The 22,025-nt window shown below is 56.5% G+C and carries 10 protein-coding genes; all 10 read right to left on the bottom strand.

The features are described from left to right. Positions 1-118 precede the first annotated feature (118 nt). The gene (locus tag DMP03_RS11385; protein ID WP_152120789.1) at positions 119-526 is read right to left on the bottom strand and encodes a hypothetical protein; all 408 of its coding nucleotides are present in this window, start codon (positions 524-526) and stop codon (positions 119-121) included. Further along, positions 523-1,341, bottom strand: a complete 819-nt coding sequence (locus DMP03_RS11380) for a ParA family protein (protein WP_114587425.1) — start codon at positions 1,339-1,341, stop codon at positions 523-525. Before DMP03_RS11380 ends, DMP03_RS11385 begins: the two co-directional genes overlap by 4 nt. A 356-nt stretch (positions 1,342-1,697) precedes the next feature. After that, on the bottom strand, positions 1,698-5,333 hold the full coding sequence (locus tag DMP03_RS11375) for a UvrD-helicase domain-containing protein (RefSeq protein ID WP_152120788.1): 3,636 nt from the start codon (positions 5,331-5,333) through the stop codon (positions 1,698-1,700). After that, complete coding sequence (locus DMP03_RS11370; protein ID WP_152120787.1) at positions 5,326-8,382, bottom strand: PD-(D/E)XK nuclease family protein; 3,057 nt, start codon at positions 8,380-8,382, stop codon at positions 5,326-5,328. The genes DMP03_RS11375 and DMP03_RS11370 overlap by 8 nt, the downstream gene beginning before the upstream one ends. A gap of 291 nt (positions 8,383-8,673) precedes the next feature. After that, positions 8,674-10,701: a protease Lon-related BREX system protein BrxL gene (gene brxL, locus DMP03_RS11365; RefSeq protein ID WP_152120786.1), complete on the bottom strand. Its 2,028-nt coding sequence runs from the start codon at positions 10,699-10,701 to the stop codon at positions 8,674-8,676. A 124-nt stretch (positions 10,702-10,825) separates the two neighbouring features. Continuing rightward, the gene (locus tag DMP03_RS11360) at positions 10,826-13,252 is read right to left on the bottom strand and encodes a PglZ domain-containing protein (protein WP_152120785.1); all 2,427 of its coding nucleotides are present in this window, start codon (positions 13,250-13,252) and stop codon (positions 10,826-10,828) included. A gap of 83 nt (positions 13,253-13,335) precedes the next feature. Then, positions 13,336-13,677 carry a hypothetical protein gene (locus DMP03_RS11355; protein WP_152120784.1) on the bottom strand — a complete coding sequence of 114 codons (342 nt, stop codon included), beginning with the start codon at positions 13,675-13,677 and terminating at the stop codon, positions 13,336-13,338. 208 nt (positions 13,678-13,885) lie between these two features. After that, a complete protein-coding gene (gene pglX / locus DMP03_RS11350; RefSeq protein ID WP_152120783.1) occupies positions 13,886-17,605 on the bottom strand; it encodes a BREX-1 system adenine-specific DNA-methyltransferase PglX in 3,720 nt (1,239 codons plus the stop codon). A gap of 190 nt (positions 17,606-17,795) precedes the next feature. Further along, positions 17,796-21,443 (bottom strand): BREX system P-loop protein BrxC, encoded by a 3,648-nt coding sequence (brxC, locus tag DMP03_RS11345; RefSeq protein ID WP_152120782.1) that lies wholly within the window; start codon positions 21,441-21,443, stop codon positions 17,796-17,798. Then, on the bottom strand, positions 21,436-22,005 hold the full coding sequence (locus DMP03_RS11340) for a BREX protein BrxB domain-containing protein (protein ID WP_152120781.1): 570 nt from the start codon (positions 22,003-22,005) through the stop codon (positions 21,436-21,438). Before DMP03_RS11340 ends, brxC begins: the two co-directional genes overlap by 8 nt. Positions 22,006-22,025 lie beyond the last annotated feature (20 nt).

The following is a 22,025-nucleotide window of genomic DNA, read 5'->3' as shown; positions in this document are numbered from 1 at the left end:
CAGCAGTTCCGTTTCACCGTCCAACCCATCGTCTTCGACAGACTGCTCAGATCGGTTCCATCCCGTATGCATTGAGAGAGCCAGTCTCAACTACTGCCGAGCCTCGCTCTGCGCAAGGTCATTCGTCGCCGAGTTCCGAGAGCCGAGCCTGGATTTCCTCAGCATCCGCATCAGAGAGCGCCTCAACACCGAACTGGACGAGTAGCGGGTAGAAGTGACGGTTCTTCTTGAACTCGTCCTGCCCCGCCTTGCGGAGCTTCAGCTGGGACTCGAGGTAGGTATCCTCCATCTCGTCGAGGACATCGTCGGGAATGTAGATCGTCCGCCCATTCCATTCGTCCTTGATGTTCGTCTTCGTTTTGCTCGTTTCGTTCGTTTCACTCGTTGAAGTCGATTCGGTCGTTTCGGTCGATGAACTGGTTTCCACCGTTTCACTCACCTCACTCGTTTCGCTGGATTCGACCTCCTCGTCCTCCTCTTCGTAGTTGCCCTCGATGCCGGAAGCATCGCCCCAGCCGTCGGTCATGCTTCCACCTCCTCAGGTGCGGTCTTCTCAAACGTCTCGTCGAACAGGTCGGCAATCTCGTTGAACAGATCGCGTGCATCCTCGACGCGCTGGTTCTCCTTGCCGAAGCCGAAGACAGACACACCCTCGCCAATCGACTGAGAGAGGTCGGTCCGCTTCGGGATCTCGAACACTGGGAGGGAGTACGCCGACTTGATCTCCTCAATGGTATCGCGGTGCTCAGCGTTCTGCTCGACACGGTTACAGACGATGGCGAGCCGGTTGATGTCTCCGTACGCCTGTTCGAGGGAGCTCAGCTGCTTTGCGAAAATCTGGAGGCTGTTGGCGTTGAGCTTCTCGGGAATGACGGGGATGACGACGTTGCCGGTCGCGACGAGGGCGTTGTCGGTGAGGACGTTCAGGGATGGCGGCGTGTCGACGATGATGTAGTCGTAGTCCTTCTCGAGTTCGTCAAGAGTCATCTCCAAACGCTCGCGACTCTTCGGCGCCTCAAGCAACGTCTGGATGTTCTTGTTGTTCGCGAGCTTCTCGCTGGCGGGAAGAATGTCGAATTCCTCGTGCTCGACGATGATGTCGTTCACCGACTCCATCTGATCGAAGTCGAGGACGTCGAACAGCGTTGTGCGGTCGGTGTCGTAATACAGATCGTTGTAGCCAAGCGAGCAGGTGAGCCCTCCGTGATAGTCGATATCGACCAGGAGGACGTCGTGGCCTCTGGCGGAGAGTGCGCCGCCAGTATGAATGACGTCGGTTGTTTTCCCCGCGCCTCCTTTCTGATTTGCCACCGTGATTCGTGCGGTATTGGTGTCGGTCATTATCTTCGTTTCTCTCGTTATGTACGTTTCGTTCGTTTTGGTCGTTTAGTTCGGTGCGTTCGGTGAGGGTGTTTCACTCGGTGAGAGGATTACTACGATGTTAAAACCAACTGTTCGTTCCACTCGTTGAAGAAGTTTCGTTCGTTTTTATCATATTGTTCGTTTCTCTCGTTTTCCTCGTTTCGTTCACCGAGCACTCTGTTCCAGCGTCGGTTCGGCTCGTTCCAGTAAATTCATTCATTACTCGAAATACTCTCGTTGAGTTCGTTTCGTTCGTTCTATTCGTTTCTCGAAGGCTGCCACCAAGAGCTTGTCCTGACCTATCGCAAGGTGGGTGAATTGGCGAAAACAGAGGCTTAATCCACCAAATCCACCATTGAGCGTAGTTCAGATTCCATCTCCGTCATCTGATCCGACACCCAATGGAACCGCTCCTCTATCCCCTCGTCAGTAAACCGGAGTGATGATCGTACGTCACGATTCCGGTCATGTTGGAGGAGAGCGAGAGCGTACGCGAGCATCTGCGGTCGATAGTGTTCCGCGAGCTCATCCGATGTCGTAGCTGAGAGCTCGTTGGTCTTGTAGTCGATTATGTGGAATGCGTCTGGCGTGACGAGCAGCCGGTCGATATCACCGACAATCCGCGACTCATCGATTCGAGCGACAACAGAGTACTCGTCGTAAACCTCCTGAGGCTGAGTATCAGACTCGATCTGATCAACAAATTCGACTGCATCAGCAGCGTGGTTGACAGCATCACGGAGGTCCGATTCTGTCGGCTCCTCACCAGCCATCTGACTCAAACGACGGATCAGGGTGGTCCACTCGTCTCTCGGTGGACGAAGTTCGTTGATCCGGTGGACGACCGTCCCAAACGTCGTTGGACTCAGGCCGGCCGACTCCTCACGCTGAGAGTAACTGTGACCGTCTGGAGACGCATCCGCCACCGCATTCACGAGGGTCGTCGCCGCGATCCGTTTCGCCGGCGCTAACGACGGCGGTGAGGGGATCGATATCTCCGGCGCTGAATCAACAGCATCGTCGTCGGTGTCCCAGTCTACTGGGCGCGGCGGCCTGCGAACAGTATAGCTGGCTCCATCTATCTCACAACGGGCCTGTCCGTCACGAACCGCCTCGGCGACAAGTGCTCCGTCGAGGAGGGCTGGCTGTAACCAGTCGCGCCACCGGTCTGCGTCGTCGAAGGCTGCAGGCTCGCCGAGTTCGATTGTATCGGACTCGTCGACGTCAATGTCGTGCGTGCCGCAGAGAAGGAGGTGATCCCGCATTCGTGTACACGCTACGTAGAGGAGGCGTTTCGACTCCGCCCGCTCCTGTGGACGCGACCGTCGGTCGGCGTACTCGTGGACGGCCGTCTTCTCGATGGAGAACGCATCGCCCGGATTCGGCCCGCCGACCGCCGGGACCGGCGGCGCGTCATCAGTTCCGTCCACGAGTCGAACGTAGCCATGGTCGTCGACGGACCGACCGAAGTTGAGATCACTCCCGAGATCGGGGACCGTGACGATCGGGAACTCAAGTCCCTTCGCGGAATGGATCGTCATAATCCGGACGCCCTCGGCGTCACCCGGAATATCTGCCTCCCCCTCACGAGGGTCGATCTCGGCTTGGCGGTCGATCCGGTGGAGCAACCCGGCAGCTGTGTGAACACCATTCTCGCTCCAAGTACGGACCTGGTCGCGGAACTTCTCGACGTTCGCGACGGCCTGTCGACCGCGTTCATCTGCACTCACACTTGCCAGATACCCGGTGTCGTCGATCACCCGGGACAGCAGGCGGTTCCACGGGAGGACGCCATCTTCGGACGGCGTCGCACAGCCGCTGAGAGTCCGCCACGTTGTGAGGAGGTCGAACGCGTCCGCGAGCTGTGGATCGTCCGTCTCGGCGAGCGCGTCCCACACTGAATCAGCCTCTGCGACCGCCGGTGCGAGGCGATCATCCGCGAATCCGAACAGCGGCGACCGAAGCACCCCGTAGAGGGAGACGTCGTCCTGTGGATCACCGAGTACTCGAAGCAGGTTCGTGAGCGCCTGGACCTCAGGCGTATCGTAGAACCCGACGCCACCGACGACAGTGTAGGGGATGTCGTACTCCTCAAGGGCGCGCTGATACCGATCCAAATGGGTTCGCCGGCGGAGGAGGATTGCCGTGTCGTCCGGCGTAGCGTCGCGATGAGCACCCGTGTCGGGGTCTTGGACTTGCGGCGGATCGTCGAACAGGTGGGTCAGTCGAGCAGCGAGCGCTTGCGCCTCGGCCTCGATGGTGTGGTCCAGCGCACCTTCGGCGACCGGATGGTCGTCGCCGAAAAGCTCTGCCGCCGTGTCAGCGTCGTCGGGGACAGCGAGATACTCGACACTCCCGGTCAGTCCCTCGATGTCCTCGATACGGTCGCGTTGTGTGGTCAACTCCTGCGGTGGCGCTTCGTGGGGTTCGTGGCTGTCACCCTCCGGCTGGAACAGGTACTCGAAGAGCTCGTTCAGGAACGACAGCGGCTCATCCAGCGTCCGGAAGTTCCCGGAGAGTTCGAGCGCGGTCGGACTCTCGGCATCGCTGTCGGGGACGTCGTCGACCCCACGGGCTTCGTTGACAGTCTGGAGTTCCGCTCTCGCTTCCCCGAACGTCGTCACGTCGGCACCACGGAATCCGTAGATACTCTGTTTCTCGTCGCCGACCAGAAAGACGTTCGACGCCGTCTGCTCGTCGACGCCCGTGAGGAGCTTGACCAGCTCCCACTGGCGCGGGTCCGTGTCCTGGAACTCGTCGACCATCACGGCCGCAAACTGCTCTCGTAGCCCCTCCGTGACGGCATCGTTCGTTCGCAAGAACTCAAGGGTGGTCTCGATCACGTCGGGGAAGTCGAGCGTATCGCGACGCTCTTTCTCGTCGGCGTAGGCGGCGAGGACGTCATCGAAGACCCGCATCAGAGCCAGCGCGTAGTGAGCGCTATTCTCTTCCAGTTCCCCCGGTGTCGTCTCGACCGCATCCGCGTGCAGTTCGACGGCATCGATGACCGTGTCGATGGCGTCTTTCAGATCGTCGTAGACGTCACCGTACTCACCCCAATCGTCCCGGTCACCGACGACGTACCCCGAACTGCTGTACAGGCCACCGTTCTTCTTCTCACAGGCCTCGTAGAGGTCGAGGATTGCCCGTTGACAGTCGCGAGGATCGCTTTCCACCAGGTCGGCCGAGAGTGTGGTCGCGACTTCGGTGAAGGTCCGGTAGGCTCGAAGACCGTCTTCGTCGGCGATAGCGCCCTCGCGGTCGACACGGCCCGCAACCGTGCGTAGCTGCTCAAGGAGTCCGTCCGCATACAGCGTCTGTCGGGCGTCGTCGACGTCGAGATCACAAACGACCTCCCAGCAGATATCGACGTAGTCGTCGACCTCGGCGTCACGCCACGCCTCGAGGACGGACTCGCTCTGTGGGCGTTCATCGAGTAATCCAGCGAGTGTATCGACCAACTGGTCGCGACTCCAGAGCTGGGCAAGGAGCTCCACGTCGTCATCGTCCTGGTTGCGTTCGAGGAACTCCGTCACAACTTCGCGTTGGAGTGTCGCGGCGCCGTCTTCGTCAAGCACGTCGAAGCCGAGCGGAACCGGAGCCTCGACGGCCCGTTCTCGCAAGAGCCGGGTACAGAACGCGTGAATGGTGTGGACATAGCCGTCCTCCAGATCGTCGAGAACGTTTCGCCAGCGGTGGTAGGCCTCTGGTGAGTCGACAGCCTCGAGCCTGTCGTACACCTCCTCCCGAACGCGCTCAGTCAGTTCGGCAGCGGCCTTTCGCGTGAAGGTGATCGTGACGATATTCTCCGGGGTGAGCGACGGGTTCTGGGCCAGTATGGTCACGTACCGCTCGGTGAGCGTTGTCGTCTTCCCCGTCCCGGCGCCGGCAGTGATCGCGACGTTCCGGCCCTGGACGAGCGCGTCCTCCTGTTCCTCCGTGAGCTGAATCTCCTCGGGGTCCTCAGTCATCGCTCATCACCGCCTCGATGTCCTCGTCGTCGCGAACACGGAGGGGAACGTACGCAGCGTCGTCCTCGTGCACCTCGTCGACAAACTCCCGCTTGCGGTGATGGCGGACATCGCACGCCCGACGGTAGTCACAGTATCGGCAGTTCGCACCCCGAGCGGACAGAAGCGTCGTGTGGAACCGTCCGTTGCCGATCGCCTCGTCGATCTGACCCAACCATTCCGGGACGACCTTGTTCAGGAACCGGCGGAGTTCGACCTCTGAATCGAACTTCGATTCGACGCCGCGTGGAACCTTGAGGTCGTTTGGCGGTCGCACCTGATAGTACGTCGCCGAGAGCGAGCCCTCCGCGAACAGGTCACCGTCGACGACCTCGGCGGCAGCAAGCAGATAGATGGGGAGCTGGAACTTCGTGCCGCCGGTCGTCTTCGTCATATACGGTGCCCGTCCAGTCTTGTAGTCGTAGAGCGTGAGCGTCGGTTTTTCGCCACCCTGGCTCACGTCAACGCGGTCGATGTATCCCCGAATCGAGACGGTCGAGCCGTCCGGTCGCTCAACTGTGAACGGCCCAGCATCCGAGTCGGGAAGTCCCTCGCCGAACGGGGCCTCGAACAAGTGTGGTCGGTCAGCGCCGTCCCGCGAGAGCTCGTTGTCGAGGAAGGTAGTGAACAATCCCTGTTCCGGTGCGTCGTGGGGTTTGCTCCCGGCCTCGTAAGGGGTGCTCTCGCCGTCACCCAAGCCCGCGAACAGCTCCGCTTTCCACCGCTCGTAGAACAGACCGTCGTACTCGAAGTCGGCATCCCGGAGTTCCTCGACGGCGATCTCGCGAAGGTGCGTCGCCAGTTCGTCCCGGTCGAAGTCCATGAGATCGACACCATCCTCGGTCTCGTCCCGTAGATCCGCGAAAAATCGTTCGAGAACGTCGTGAACGTACGACCCGGTTTCGAGGGGCGTAGGGACGACCTCAACGTCGTCGGGATCCTCGATTCCGAGCACCTTCTCAGCGTAGAACTTGAACCCACACTCGACGTATCGTTCGATTCGACTCGCGCTGTAGGGTTCCCGTTCCGACGGAGGGTAGACCTCATCGACTGTCTTGGGTTCTAACACGCCATCGTGTTCAGAGAGGCCAGCCGTTCCCCTGTTGTCCGCACAGTGGAGTCCCCGATCCGTGCGCTTGGTCTGCTCGGGGGAGAAATCACCTCGGTCGCCGGCGAGGCTTACTGCCGCACGCCGGTCGGCCGTTGCAGCGACGTGGCGCTGGAGGTCTTCGCGGGAGCCTACGCGGTTGTCGACGCCGTCTTCTGGGTCGATGCCGGTCACGCGCTGGAGTTCGTCGAGGACCGGCGACCGGACGACGGCGGATTCGTCGTCGCCCGTCTCTGGTGTTGTGATCGTGAGTTCGTCGACGTTCGCGAGTAGCGTCGCGAAGAGATAGCGGCCCCGGAGTCGCTCGTCGCCGGTGTCGAACCGTGGGTGGGCGTCGGTCATCTCCTCGAAAAAGGCCGGACGTTCCGGCGTTACCGGGAAGTGCGCGCTCGTCAGTCCCACGAGGAACACCTTCTCGAACGAGCGCATCCGGGCGTCGAGCAGCCCCATCACCTCAACGTGGCCACCAGCAGCGCGCTGTGGAACCCGAATGGGCACACCATCGAATGCACGGGTGAACAGTGCCAACGGGGAGAGATCGCTATTGACCGCCGACAGCGACTCGAACGAGGAGAGGACTTCGTCCACGAGGTCGTAGGCTCGCTGTTCGACGGCTTGCTCGGCGCCGCTGGCGTAGTCCTCCGTCGCCCCCTCCAGGTCGAACCGGTCGTCCAACAGTCGTCGGAGCGTCTCGGTTGCGTCCTCGGTGTCCTCCGTTCGGAGCGTCTTTAACGTGGCCAGCAGCTGCTCGATCACCGCCGCCGCCTCGCCGTCGACGTCATCGAGCAGGGGTGACACAGAAACGGTGTCACGCCGACGAGCAGCTGCCGTGACGGCGTTGGCTTGGTCGGTGTCGACGACGTCGACCAATGGATTCGCTAACAGGGACGTGAGGTCCTCAGCCCGCGGATCCGGTTCAGCGAGGTTCAGGAGGTCGTGTACAACGCTCCCGGTGAACGTCCGGTTCAGCTGTGAGGCGGCGGTCGTGACGTGCGGGATGTCGAACGTATCGAACGTGTCCTCGACGTACCCCGAATAGGCCTCGGTCCCCGGGACGACGACAGCCAGGTCGTCGGGATCGCGACCATTGGCCAACTCAGTCCGGAGCTCGCGAGCGACAAAGCGAATCTCGCGCTCGGGCGTCGGGAGTTCACGCCATCGCAGAGTGTCTGGAGCAGGGACAGTGTCCGGGTCCGGGCGGTAGAGCGACTCGGTGATCGTTCCAAAGGCCCGCCCTGACTCGTCGACGGGCTCGAGTTCTACTGCCTCAAAGTCAAGTGCTTCGTAGACATCCAAGGCGTCCTCCGCAACGGCGTCGACTCCGCTCCGGCCATCTTGGTGGAGCGGCAGCAGTGCGATCATCGGAAGTTCATCGACGAGGCGTTCGATGAGGCGGCGTTCGACAGGACGGAACTCGTGATACCCGGAAAGGATGACGACATCCGGTTCCGGAGAGAACGCCGATAGTGACTGCTCCGCCGTCGCCACGGCGTCGAACATTTCTCCCCGGGTACAGACCCACTCGTCGACATAGTCGCCGTGGAGATCCCGGTAGTGTCGGTACGCGTCGGCAGTGGCTTTCGCGATACGGTCATCGAGGTCTGAGCCCTCGAACTCCGCTACGAGCGCGTCAGCGGTACCGACGCCGGCGTCGTCGAAGAGCGAGAAGCGGCTACTGAACGAATCAGCGAGAGCGGCAGAGGCAGGTTCGCCAGCGAGAGCGCCATCTGTCTCGGCTGTCGATCTGTCCAGAGCGTACTCCGCCAGCCGGCGGTTCAGCTGCCCGGAGAGGGGTTGAACCGGACCGTGGAGCTCCTCGTACCACTCCCGAACGACCCCGTCGAGCGTCTCGGCACGAAGACGGAGGGGATCGTGCGACGCGGCCCAGCGGTCCTCAACCATACTCCTGCGAGCGTCGTTTCGCGTTATGTAGAGAATACTCCCCAGCGAATCGGTAGCGGTGTCATCAGCCCGCTGAAATGCCCGTCGTTCCAATCGGGCGTGTTTCGGGCCAGTGAGAAGCGTTGAATCCATCGAACACTCCCTACCAAGATATCGGTCTCACTTCACTCTTGGCGAGACTGACAGCTTTGAAGTACCATAATTAGCCCCCAGACATTTGATAAGAATTCGAGAGCTCAATCGACAAGCGTCATTTGCCGAATCACCGCATCAGAGCGCCTCTTGCGTCGTTCAGTCTATCTGAATCGCTTTGCTGGCGGCGTCAAGTGGATCTGTATAGAATACAAGCTGAAGCTGATCTAGAAGTTCGTCCGGTATCTTCGCCATATCCTCTTTGTTTTTGGCCGGCAACAATACGGTCTTAGCCCCCGAATCTGCCGCCAATTGTAACTTGTCAACTAATGAGCTTACTGCAACCAGTTCACCCATCAAACTCATAGCACCCAAGATGACTGTCTGGGGACGGACAGGTCGATCGAGAATGCCCGAGACTATTCCTACAAGCAAGCCGACACTTGTCTCACCGCCTTCGTTGGCGTCGGATGGATTCAGTACTTGAACATTGATATTGTACTCATCGAGAGTCTCATCGCGGCGGAGTTCTCGCATATTTGCCTGGAGGTAGTCACAGGCAGTTTCAAACGACTCTTTCATCTGTTTCCCCGGTGTCCCCGAGATATTCGTCTTGCCAGAACCTGGGAGTGTCTGAGTTTCGATGCGGAAAGGGGCGTGACGACCTTCGCTTTCGCCGATAGTGTAGACAGTACCTGATTGCTGTGTGCCGGGAGGAATGAGCGCCTCATCGGCTTCCTCAGGAACCGGAACGTAGCGTTCTTCTTTCGTTTCTAAGTCCAGATACGAGAACTCGACAGCACGATACTCCATACCACCCATCCGCTTCAACTGTTCTTTGACGCGACGACGCCCCTCCATAGCAAATTCGAGATATTCACGGAGCTCTTCTTTCGTATATTCTCCGTGCGGGTGGAGCAATTTGAGCAGGCCAGATACCGTCTTCCGGACAGCCCTTTCATCTCGTTGATTCAGGTGGTCTCCGAATGCGAACTCCTCGTTGATCGCATCACCATAGGATTCCTTGCGAAGTTCGCGGACAAACTCGGCGAAGTAATCCACGATAAATCCGAACTGGTCGCCAAAGAACTCGGAGCGCATCTTCGGAACTTCCCAACCAGGAAGGTAGTAGTGGAAGCGATCGATGAGGGCGAGGTCCTGCATATCTTCTGGGAACGGCTCGAAGAGATGGGAGCTCTTGAGAACGCCTTCGACATCCAGATCGATGTTTCCGACGTAAACCATCGAAGCTTGGGCTGTGAGTTCCTCAGTGCCGCGTGAGAAGCTCCCGGACTCCATGTAGTCTTTTAACATCTGGACTGCTTCCGAGTCGCTGAATTGGAGTCCACCAACTTCGTCAAATGCGACGACGTCCCAGCGGCCGACAAGTCCAATTCGTCCTGTGTTGAGGTTTAGGAAGAGCTTCGCAACGGTAGTTTTTCCACCGGAGATAAGAATCGAATGCGGGCTAATTTCACGGTATAGGTAGCTCTTCCCCGTTCCGCGGGGTCCTAACTCGACGTAGTTGTAGTTAGACTCGACGAGAGGAAGACACCGAGTTAGGAAGAGCAGTTTTTCACGGTCACTGAAAGCTGAAGGGTCGTACCCGACGCTCTGGAGGAGAAGGTTCATCCACTCGTCCCGAGTGAACTCTCGTCGACGGTCTTTCAGCTGGTCGAGGTCAAGGTTCGACACCTGTATCGGTTTGAACGATTCGATACCGAACAGGCTCTTGGGGCTGTTCGCGTTGTCCGGAAGGTATTCTAAGTCAATAATGGCCCAGACACCACCACCCAGGAGCTTCGGATGCTTGCTGACAAGATGTTCGTTGATTTCGACGTCGTTGAGTCCGAGGTTGACGAACGAACCGATGTAGGCATCCTGCTGTTCGTCAAGTCTGACGGTTACTTTGTCGATGACTCGGTATCGTCCTCGCTCACGCACTTCGCTTTTCACATACTCGGCCTCATCAGGGCGAACGTAGTGCTTCGACAGAATTTGTTTGACCTTTTCGAGCCCCTCCTCAAGCGATTCCTCATCGTCAGTAGCGCAGTATTGCCCGATGAGGTATTCGAGCACATAAGTGGGGACGTTCACTCCCGACTTGATATCTTGAACAAGATCCTTCCGGACGACGCGTCCGGGAAAGACGTCGAGAGCTTTCTGATCGACGTCCTCAGTAGTCATTATATTCGAGAAACAGAGCCGGGGGCATATTGGTGTCGGTCACTCCAAGTGGAATACCGATACGGATTACCGATCTCCAATTCTCAGCCCCGCGCCCATACACAGTTGGTGAGATCCGTTGTGATTAGACGTCAAATCCCATATCGTCGTCTCCGAAGAGTAGATCGAGTTCCACAGTTTTCCGCTTAATTGTTTCTCGGGTGTCGGTGTCTATAACTTCGAACTGGACTGAGCTCTCTCCAGAGATAGCCCCCTGTTTGAGACGGACACGCTCACTATTGGTTCCCGGGGAGATTTCCATCGTTACAGGGTCTGCGACCGCTATATCGTCGATATTGGCACGGACCTCCAGTCTCGGAGCTGGGTCGAACGCTACTTGTCCGCTCTTGGCTTCGATCTCGACAGAGATTATCGAGTTCGTGATGGGGTCTGGAATCGTGACGTCATAGCTGATCGATGCGCTTTCTTCGATCTCACCGGTGGTCACCGTGAGACACGGGACGAGGAGCTCTTGGAGAGAAATCCCGCCGTGGAAGTACCGCATATTCCCGCCTTGGGCCTTGAAGCAGGCGACACTTCGGGGGAAGAGCAGCTTGAGTTCTGGGGCATTGATGCCGAGGTCGGACAGAGAATCTGAACCGACTTCGATGAACTCGTCCGTATCGACGAGGGGAGCATCATGGTCGGCGGCTGCGAATCGTCGTTTGACGACGGGAGCGAGATCGGGAGATTCGACTTTAAGATCGTCTGATAGACGATCCGTGTAGAGGAATCCGTGGTCGCTAGTGATGACGAACCGAGTGTACCCGGCCTGCTTCAGTCGCTGGACTGTCCGTTCAACGTCGTCGACGTGGGAAGCGACCTGGCTGAAGGCCGCGTCGTCATCGAGGCTCTCACCGAGTTTGTCAATCGTCCCCGAGTAGACGACTCGGGGGACCGGATCAGACCCGGACAAGCTTTCCAACGAGATGTTGTTCACCTCGTCCATATCCACCACTTCGAACCCCGCAGCGGTGAGTTGTTCGACGCGGTCTGATTTCCCGGTCATCTCCTCACCACCGCTAGTCACGACGAGGTCGTCGTCTTCCAGGGAAAGACCGAGTTCTCCGGGTAGATGTGCAGCCATACCGACCTCAGTAATGGAAGGCAGTGCGGCGCTGACTGCGCTCAGATTTTGCTCGAAGTCAGTTCGTCGCCCGAGGTTCTGTTTGATTGTTTCGGCGAGTTCGTAGCGAAGTCCGTCACAGATGATGATCACGGTGCCGTTGTCAAGGTCAGCGAACTCATCGTAGAAGGAGGTCTGCGGTGTCCCGAGTGTCGGGTCGTCACTCAGCATATTCGCAAGTGGCCGGTTCACCCCCTGGAGGAAGGACATATAGTGTTGCGTGACCCGTTGCTTGACCGTGGTCTCGTTCGGGTAGGGGAATGTGGCCTTCTGCGTGGCGTTGATGTACTGCCGATAGGCCGCGTCGACTTGCCACCAACCATCGTCACTCGTGTACTTCTGGGCAAGTTCCGACGAGGAGAGCGTCTTGGCTTCGTCGGCGTCGATGGCTCCAACGAGCTGGAGGGTTTCGACCGCCAGGGTCGGGACTGACCAATCGACGAGGTCCTCGTTGTTCCAGAAGCTGTCCTGTCGCTCGGTGACCGTCTGCTGGAGGTCTGCCGCGATTTCGGGAAGATCTGCGTAGGTCTCGTCAGCGAGTCGTTTCATCACGAGCCGAATGAGACCCATGTCGATGCCCTTGAACGCGGTCGCGTCCCAGCGAACTCGGTCCGAGTCGATAACGGCCTTCGCGAGGTCGTAGTCCTCAGCGATTTTCTGTGCGTACCGCGTGAACTCGGCAGGGGCATACTGCTGCCACTCATCGCAGAACGCCGCCGCAGCGCGGCTGTCGTCAGCCGCCAGTTCGTCGTACCGGGATGTCGGTGCTCGGCTGGCAACCTCGCCGAAGAGGAGCTGGGTGGCTAGCTCTTTCGGGTCAAGTCCCGCGGTGACACCGTACTCCTCGCGGAGCTGTGCGTCCCAAGCGTCGGCCATCGCATTATCCTCGATTGTCTCGCGGTACTCTTCTGGGTTTGAGAGGTAGGTCCGAACCCAGTTATTGGTCGCGGGACCTGCGGTATCGAAGAGAACGCAGAAGAACGCCAAGCGCTGAACCTCACGGTTCTGTCCCCAGTCCTCGTACGCATCGGGTATCTCTTCGTCGTGCTCGACGAGAAACTGCGTCACGGGCGTGTTGTCGATGTCTTGACCGACTCGGTACTGCCGTCCGAGTGAGTGGATGTCGCGGAACCACTCGGCGTCGTTTCGGGACTCAGGGATGTAGAACAGCCAGTCTTGCTCGTAGTTCGGATCCTCTTCGTGGAGGCGGCGCTTCAGTTCGAAGTAGCTGCCGTCGTAGCGTGCGAGTGTGATGTCATCGAGGGCAGCTTCGACCTCGTCGAGGACGCCTTTGTACTTCTCTTGGGCGTCGTACCACACCCAGACTGGGTGTCGGTCGAACTTCTGCCGGAGTTCCGTAATAATGCTGTCCGCGAGATCTCCCATTGCGTTCTCTTTTCAAGCGGGGACTGATTGTTGTTTCGGGGATACTTGGCAGTTGTAATCGATAGCAGGGGTCCCAGACTGTATTATGTGGTGTCCGTTCTTATTTTATATATGAATTCGTTTACAGACTCGTATTCTTTTCTGAGATGTTGCATTCGGCTTTCGGTTACTCGAATGAACCTGACTGGATAGTAGTTGCCATAATCGAGCAGTTCCGCTAATTTATGGCCGGAAATCGATATGGAAATTGGACTTTCTAAGATCAGTAGGAAGTCCCAATCCCTATCTCCGTTGTTCTCCAAGTTTAAAATATCAGTACGAATTGCATCGCCGAGATCCGGATTATGCTCTTTTTCAGCTACTTTCGCAGCATACTCATATTGGTCAGAATCGGTATAGAATAAAATCCAGTCGCCCTTATTCACGTTTTGCCAAGTTGATTCGAAAGACGACGTTAGACCCCATATACCGACTGAGTCCCCCCAGTCGTTATCAGAGTGATTACTGTATGTCGCTCGTTCTATGCCATTGAGAGCCGTTCTGTCAAAGATTTCGAACGCATTATCCCTTCGTGATGCAGGAGCTAAGAAAATTTCTGTCATTTACTTTATTTTGTCTGTATTTGTCGCTCGTTTATCTTGTGTAGCTGGACTTCAACTTGGGCAGACCAGTTTCTAGTACATCGTACTGGTCCCACTCCTTGATGTTCTCCCAAATACCCTTCTCGATATCGACGGTTACGCCATCGTCGATCATTTCGTCGATGGTATTGCGGAACTTCCTGATATCGTCGAGGTCATTCTGAACATCCTCTTTCCTGTTCAGAAGCTCCTTGTCTGGGTTGTCACCGCTAGTTTGTGCATTCAGGGTTTCCAGCTCGTTTTCGAGTTCCCCAATCCGGGGATCGAGATACTGACCCCGGAGCTTCGGTAGCGTGTTCTCGTCTATCTCGTGATAATAGACGAAGCAACTGAATCCGCCGTTGGGGCTTTCGAGTTGCCAGTAAATCGGACTTCGTTCACCTCGCGGTTTGTACTCGTCGACGTGATGGTGCCGGAAGAATCTCTCACGGAACCAATTAATCGGCCGATCACCCAGAGCGGATTCAAGTTCACGTTCTGCCCGCTCCGGTTCCTGAAACAGATTGTCAATGGCCCTTGAGAATAAGTTTGAGGCAGAGGTAGTCGAGTGGTCGAAAGCGAGTATCTCGTCATCGAGAGTGGGAATCGTGCTACCGCAATCCCAGCGGTCAAACAGGGACCCAACTATTAGAGAAACCACTCGACCTGCGGCCGTCGTCTGCTCATCATTGGTATAGAGATCGTGGTCGTGCCGAAGTTGAGCCACGGTTAACGGGGAGAGTTCAGTTTCTTCTGCTGCTTGGCGGAGTGTGACATCGTCTAATGACCGGAGAGTTTCAATTGCTGAATCAATCCGTTCGTCATTCAGGTCAGCGACTTCCAGATACTGGTTCAAGTAATCTGGATACTCAACGTGGGTATTGCGATCCACAGGATATTCAGAGGTGTTCTTTGGGAGGTTGGCGTACACCTGCTTTTGCGTCTCAGGTGAAATATCGTATTCATCGAAGAGGAGTGTATCGGAAATGCCGTGAACAGTAAGGATGCGAGCTTGGGCAGCCTCCTCAGCGTATTGGAGGTCGATTGTATTCGATTCGAGCAGCGTTGCAAGTTCTTCACCATCGAAATCTGCGCTAGTCTCCGTCAGCTGAGATATCTTCCTGCGCTCTTGAATTCCAGTAGAAACTAGCTCCGTTAGCGTAGACGGATATTCGTAATCTGTTTTCACCGGGAATCGCTTTGCGTCACCTACCTCAAAGCTCAGGCCCGGGTTGAGTCCATTCCCGATGAATCTGTGTAGAGTCGAATTGAGATTCGCTAGGAGGAGTTCGTCCGATACCTTATTTGAGAATACTGCGTGGGACTTGTGCGAAAAGATAGAATCTGCTGGTTGTTTGCGTCCGACGAAATGATTCCCGAATGCTCTGAAGGTAACCCCCTCCTCAAAATAGAAGTCTTCGTTACGAAGATTCGCTCCTGCATCCCGCAGATCTTTCCCTGAGTCTCCCCAGTCCACGTAGTCTTCAGCGTAATCGTAGTACTCGGAGTCTGTTCCGCTCTTCTGGAACCGTTTGTATCGATCACCAATCTCTTGTTTTGGCACCTCCCACGACTTCCGAACGAATCGGTCATCGTCGCCGGTAGAGAGCCCCTGTTTCACTTCTCCAATATCATCAATACTTGGATGATCAGAGAACAAACTTAGTGTCTCTTCGCCGAACCAATAAAGGAATGGCCGCCTACCAATATCATCTATTCTGCTTTGAGAGAAGACATACACATCGTCGTGTTCCTCTCCAGAACGAAGGGCTTCAGCGATCTCCCGCAGGCCTGCAATTTTACGCTCGTAGTTCTCGTAGTGTTCCTGTTCGTGCGTCATTCTATAGAAGCGAGACGGTTCTCCCTCCGAGGGAGTCGATCCTCTAAGCACGAAGGGAATTGTGTATGCGTCTTTCTGCTGTTCGAAACCGTATCTGGAAAGGTGAGCAGCCTCGACGAAGTAACTCTCATTTAGAAGCTTCTTTCGCAGTCCCCGGAAGTAGTAGAGAAACATGAAATTCTCCGGAGTAACCATACTAACGTGGCCATCCTCCGAAGAGAAGGAAAGGCAGCGCTCGATGAAGGCACCATAGACGTCGTATTTACCTTCATAGTGATCCCTGATGTAGTCCTTCAGCGTCTCCCCCATCTTTTTGCTCTGCAAATAAGGCGGATTGCTAACGACCGTATCGTATTCTCCCATCAGAACATCGAGTAGTTCGACCGTCTTTCCAACCTCCGCTGCAAACATCTCCTCAATTGGGTCATTATGTTCGAGTGCCTCGCTAGCGAGGTCTTGTACACTCTGCATCAACCGCGACTTGATCTCGTCCCAGGACTCTTCGTCACCCCCTGCAACGAAGGTCGATTGAGAGGTTAGCCCGCCACCGCTCGTAAACTGTGCTTGACCAGTTGCCTCGAATTCCTCGCGGTATTCATCGAGGACTTCATCAATGCGGTCTTCGACCTGAACCAAACTGCCTAACTCACGGATGTCACCGAAGCTGTTCCAAATCTGCTCTAAAATGTCTCTCTCCAATTCCGAGCCTGCACGTTCGAGTATCTCCTCTTTCCGTTCCCCGTTAATTAGCACGGCGTCTGCTGAGACGATATTCAACTGTGGAATCTCGACATCCGGCGATTGGTCTTTCGCCTTTAGGTAGAGGGATAGGGCAGCGATCTGCGCGGCTCCCGAATCAATATCGACTCCATAGAGATTGTTTCGAAGGATCTCTCGCGGTATGTGCCTCTCAAGAACTTCACCTTCCTCTAAATACATCTGGTAGAGTATGTCAAAGGCATAGAACAACATATGACCACTGCCACAAGCAGGGTCAAGCACCGTAATATCCTCGACTGCTTTTGTCTCTCGCTCAATCAGGGACTCTTCTAGCGGGGCAAGGTAGAAGCAATTATCTTCATCGTCGATATTCGTCCGTTCACCCTGCATTTCGAGCCACGTACGGCCCAGTGAATTATCCACCATCCACTCGACGATGTACCGCGGAGTGAACAGCTGGGTTTTCGTGGCGATATCTGTCCCAGCGATTTTGTAGTTCTCTTCATCGACGCGCTCGTCGATGTCTTCGCGTTCTTCTTCACCAAAGTATTGGTACACCCAGCCCAATGCCTCATCGCTCTCCCAGGCTTCGTCATCGATTGCGTCCAAGTCGTCGAGTACTTCTTCTCGAACCTGCGCATCAAGATCGATCGCGGTATGTTCAGATTCCTCGAAGATAATCCGGATCTCCGCGCCGATTTCTTGGTACGCAAGATCGAGTGCGGCACCGAAGCCGTCATCTGGAGCGTTGGTTAGCTCGCCGGCGATTTCGGCCACGGTGTGGTGCATATACGACCGATTGCCGTACTCCGGTCGCTCGGTGATGGTCTCCTCGACGAGGCCGCGAACCTCGATGGTTTTCAGCGCGACGAATCGGTTGAGGTAGGTCTTCGTCGCTTCGCGGACGTAATTCGTGATCGACCGCTCCAGATCACCTTCCGTGGATTTGAGTTCCCGTTCGATAGCTGCGTCTATCCTACTGCGGGTATGGAGTTCGTCAGCAGAGAGATGCGTCAGCTTATCCTGTGGAAGTTTCTTGTCCTCGTAGATGCCGTACTTTTCGAGCTGTCGTCGGAGTTCGTCTTCGAGCGTATGCCGCGTGCTGAGGATAGTGCTTCGAATATTCGAGCGCTGATCCGACGAGAGACCGGGTTGAGCGTGTGTCGTGGACATGTATATCAGAGGGTCGCGTACTTCCGCGAAACAGGCGGGACAGCAGTACGCTGTGTCGGGATTCCCGCCCGCGATGACATACAACGAGCAAGTATTCGGCGTGTCTTATAATTGTGGGAGAGCGTCCTATACCGGGGGCTGCCGAATCTCGCAACGGTCACCAGCAAAAAGTCGGAGTCCGGACAGTGAATTATCGGAACCGGATCTCTACGTCACCGTCTTGATCGAGAAGGTCGGCGATCTCTCCCCGCAGTTCCTCGATTGGTGCATCGATGTCTTCAGAGTCAGTCACGACAACGCTCCCGAAGATATCGTCGATGTCCACGCTTTCCCGGATCGTTCCACCACCGCCACCGCCTCCGCCCAGATCGTCGATTTCGGTTTTCGCCCCGTTCTCGTAGGCGTCGACGGTCTGGATGTGTTCGATAAGTCGGGTGAGAGAGGGATCCGGATTGATGTGGTCCTCGTTCGAGATGTCCAGATCGACCGAGCCATCGCCCTGCCGTTCCGTCAGGTCTGACAGGGCCGAGTCGAGATCGTTATCGTCGACATCGGAGCCAGCGTATGCTTTGACCGAGTCAATGGAGTCTGTGTACGTTTCGTGCCGTTTCTCGTACAGCGCCTCGTAGGTCGCGGTGAAAGCTTCTGCTGCGGCTCGATAGTCGGTCTTGACGTTGTTCCACTGGCTGATGACGCCCTCGGTGTCCAGCGTGTTCTTGACCCGCTCGGCGGCATCACGCGCGTCGTCGCTGATGTCGACGAGTGAAGAGTGATCGTCCGCCTCGTCGACGAGCGATTCCCACTCATTTGTGATGAATCGCTGGATCGTCTCGTATTCTTTCAAGCGGTTTTCGCCGCCGTTCTCACCGCAGAACTGAGCGACATCTTTCGTGGTTTTGGTGAGTCCTTCGAGTTCGTCCTCAAACTCGACGAACTGCTTGATGCGCTTGGCCGACGTGGGTTGCTGAATCAGGTTCTTTAGTCGGGTCTGGAACCGCTCGACGTCGTCCACGAGCGGGAAGTCGACCCGACGGAGCTGTGAGAGGAGTGTGCTGGTAGTGGAGACCCAGTTGTTGGCTTCATCTCGAATGCCTTCGTCGACGGCCTGGTCCGTCGATTTGACTTTGCGATCGAACAGGCGGTCAAGGAGCTGCTTGGCGTCCGTTCGCGTATCGATATCTACGGTTTCGCGCTCATCGAATGAGGTAGACTTGAACTTCGTGACTTGAGTGAACAGCTCCTGTGCGCCGTCTTCCGTGTACGTTCCGTAGGTTCGCTCCTTGTACGTCGGAATTATCGAGCCGTTTCGGAAAAGCACCGCTGCGGCCAGCCTAACGACTTCACGACTCCACCCGTACGGCGGTTCAGCGAAGTGATCGATTAGGTCGCTGCCAGTACGGGACTCACCCGCTTTCTCACGACGTTGAATCTCGTCTTCGACTTCGGATGAAATCCGGGCCTCCGCGATAAGCTCGCCGTCCTGGACGACACCCAGATCAGAGAAGACTGACGGGTTCGACGAGCCACCGAGGTCACCGAAGATCTGCTCGATGTGTCGGTCTCTGACCGTTGCTGAGCCGTGCTTGAAGTTGGTGAAGACCTTCGGGATGGCGTTGTCCGTCTTTCGGGCGACGAGCGAGGTGAGAGAGGTGCTCGTGGTGTCGAACTCTTCGGTGTCACCGTTGTAGATGAGGACTCCGCGCTGGAAGCTTCGCTTGAATTCGCGTTCGACCTCGTTGCGGAGACGCTGGAGATCCTCCTGCTTCTGTCCTAAGGCTTCTTGTTCCTCTTGGCTGAGCTGATCACCCCGTTTCTCTTTGACGACGGTGTTGATCTGGAAGATCGACTTCAACTTCTCGTAGATGTCGTGCTGTTTCTCGTTATCGGCGATCCAGTACAGTGTGCCGTCCTCGCTGAAGCTCTGCGTTTTCAGCCCGTCTGGGTCGAGGTCCTCGTATCGCTGGTAAACCGGCGAGTACGTTTTGAGGTCGATGTGGCCTTTCGATGTGATTTCCTCGCCGTCGATGCTCAGGTTCACCTGGAACGTCTTACCTTGGTAGTTGACGCGGGACGTTTCGTCGAGGATGTCGTTCAGGAAGCGCTTTGACGAGCGCCTGATGTCACCTGGCCCGACTTCGATGCCCTTGATTTCGTTTTCGAGCTCCCGTTCGGTTTCACGGAGGAACCGGTAGCCTTCCTCGCTCCGACCGACGTAACCGGCGTCGACGAGCGCATCAAGTGTGTCTTCGACGTCCCCCTCCAGTTGCTGTGTGGGACCGAGTTCCGTTTGGAGTGACGTCGCAATGTTGTCGGCCGTATTCGGAATCCATGGAAGCTGTTGGAGAAGGTAAAGGGACTTGAGGACGCGCCGTGCGATTTCTGGGTCGGCATCTTTCGGTCGCGCCTCGCGGATCGACTTGACGTCACTGCTGGGGATGTCGTTGCTGATCTCGTCGAAGATCATGTCCAGCGTGACGAGTGCCCCGAGTTCGTCGTTGTAGAGGTGGTCCTCATCTTTGAGGACGCTCTGTGTGACATCGATCAGTGTGCGCTCACTCCCTGCAAGTTGGTCGTCTGAGCCTTTTCCGAGGGCTTTGAACATCTCCGGAAGGATGTCGAGTTGGTAGGGGAGGAACGGGTAACAGTCGATGAAGTTCTCCTCGTTAATCGGCTTCAGACTCTGACTGGAGTCGAGTTTGTATCTGGCCGAAAGGATACCTTCGTGCTGGTCGTACAGGTCGCCTATGATGCCTCTGAATTCGCCTTTCTTGCTGAGGACGCGGTCACGGACGACCTTGTCGAGGTTCTCGGAGGTGAGGTCAAATCGGTGTGGGAAGCGGTCGATGACTTTCGACTCTTCGGCCTCCTTCTCCAGGACGCCGGGGATGAGTTGCTGGAGTTGCTCCTGGGAGGTGACCCCAAGGAAGACCTTTCCTTTTCCTTTCTGCCCGAACTCCTCGACGATACTCTGGAGTTCCAAGAGGAGTTGGCCGTCGTCGCCGATGAACTGCGAAATTTCGTCGATAAACACGAAGTACCGACAGTTGTCACCGGTCTCGGTCTCCCGTTGTTCGACGTAGTCCACGATGTCTTCGGCGAGCGTGGACGCGTTGATCAGAACGTTGTCCTGAACGTCGTCGATTGCGCGAGCCGCATCGTCCTCGTCGTCGAACTCATCGGTAGCCTCGACTAATGCGGTCTCCATGTCAGACCGGACAAACATAGCGTCCTTGCGGGCTTCCGTCCAGTCTTTCCCGGTGTTCCCCTCAATCGCGTCGACGAACTCCTCGTACACGCCGCGGGATTCGAGTTCCTGCTCCATTTGCGCAACCCAGGGCATCGAGGCATACCCACGGGAGATGTTGAATTCACGGTGAATGATCTCGGTGATGGACTCGCTCCCGGATGCGTCGGCTTTCGCGCCGATCTGGAACATCAGCACCTCGGAATCGAACTTCTGGGTGACAGACGAGACTGCTCCATCGAGCATCTCATTGCCTTCGATTCGGTCCCGGAACATCTCGGCCGCGTGTGTATCATCGAATTCGCGGTTTTCGAGGATGTGGCCGAGGATTTTCATATAGTGGCTCTTCCCTGAGCCGAAGAATCCGGAGACCCACATCCCGACATCTTCGGTCTGTGCGTGTTCCGTATCGATGACGGCCTCTAGCGCGTCCGAGAAGTGTCGTTCAAGCTGTGGCGTGAGAATGTACTCTTCGAGTTCTTTCTTGACGACGCTCGGCTCGTCGTTATCGACTTTGACCACCCGGTCGATCTTTCGATTGATCGAGCGGTAGAAGATCTCGTGAATCTGGTGTGATGTGGTAGTGTCACTCATGTCCGATCACCATTGCGCGGTAATATGTTCCTTCAGATTCATCGAGGAATCTTAAGCTCTTGTCATCGACTTTCGCCGGATAGCAGAACACGATGGGCGTGTCTTCCGGCGTGTTCGTCTCTAATTGTCCCATTAGTGTGGAAGCACTGGCGAATGGGTATAGGATACCCATCCGGTAGACAATCACCGTGTCAGCGTCTTCTGCCTTCGCTGCGATGGCCGAGGCCAACTGTCCCATCTCGCCGCCATCCAAGAGTGACGATTTCAGACCATCGAGTAATTGGTCCCGGTCCCGGCGTTCGAGATCGGCAACGTTCTCCAAGATGCCGCGGTCTTTGAGGATACTGAAGACCAGTTCACGCATATCGATTCCTGCGACAGTTTGGTCGTGATACTCCAGTTTCTCGATGAGGTTTCGAACCTCTTCATCGACTTCGATTTCGTCACCGGGGTCGTAGGTGAAGACAATGAACGGGACCCCAGCTCGCTTGCCAACTTCATCTCTATCATCTCGGACGAGTCTCTCGACTTCTTCGAGCCGGGCTTGAAAATCAGAAAGCATCTATTAGGTCCTCTATGCTG

It is taken from the genome of Halosegnis rubeus, from assembly GCF_009184545.1.
In the GTDB taxonomy this organism is placed as follows: Archaea; Halobacteriota; Halobacteria; order Halobacteriales; family Haloarculaceae; genus Halosegnis; species Halosegnis rubeus.
This window is presented reverse-complemented; position numbering and strand designations above follow the sequence as displayed.

What these genes read in the sequence shown, in the direction of transcription:
- DMP03_RS11385 (WP_152120789.1), bottom strand. Translation starts at nt 526, where the DNA reads ATGACCGACGGCTGGGGCGATGCTTCCGGCATCGAGGGCAACTACGAA.
- DMP03_RS11380 (WP_114587425.1), bottom strand. Translation starts at nt 1,341, where the DNA reads ATGACCGACACCAATACCGCACGAATCACGGTGGCAAATCAGAAAGGA.
- DMP03_RS11375 (WP_152120788.1), bottom strand. Translation starts at nt 5,333, where the DNA reads ATGACTGAGGACCCCGAGGAGATTCAGCTCACGGAGGAACAGGAGGAC.
- DMP03_RS11370 (WP_152120787.1), bottom strand. Translation starts at nt 8,382, where the DNA reads ATGGTTGAGGACCGCTGGGCCGCGTCGCACGATCCCCTCCGTCTTCGT.
- brxL (WP_152120786.1), bottom strand. Translation starts at nt 10,701, where the DNA reads ATGACTACTGAGGACGTCGATCAGAAAGCTCTCGACGTCTTTCCCGGA.
- DMP03_RS11360 (WP_152120785.1), bottom strand. Translation starts at nt 13,252, where the DNA reads ATGGGAGATCTCGCGGACAGCATTATTACGGAACTCCGGCAGAAGTTC.
- pglX (WP_152120783.1), bottom strand. Translation starts at nt 17,605, where the DNA reads ATGTCCACGACACACGCTCAACCCGGTCTCTCGTCGGATCAGCGCTCG.
- brxC (WP_152120782.1), bottom strand. Translation starts at nt 21,443, where the DNA reads ATGAGTGACACTACCACATCACACCAGATTCACGAGATCTTCTACCGC.
- DMP03_RS11340 (WP_152120781.1), bottom strand. Translation starts at nt 22,005, where the DNA reads ATGCTTTCTGATTTTCAAGCCCGGCTCGAAGAAGTCGAGAGACTCGTC.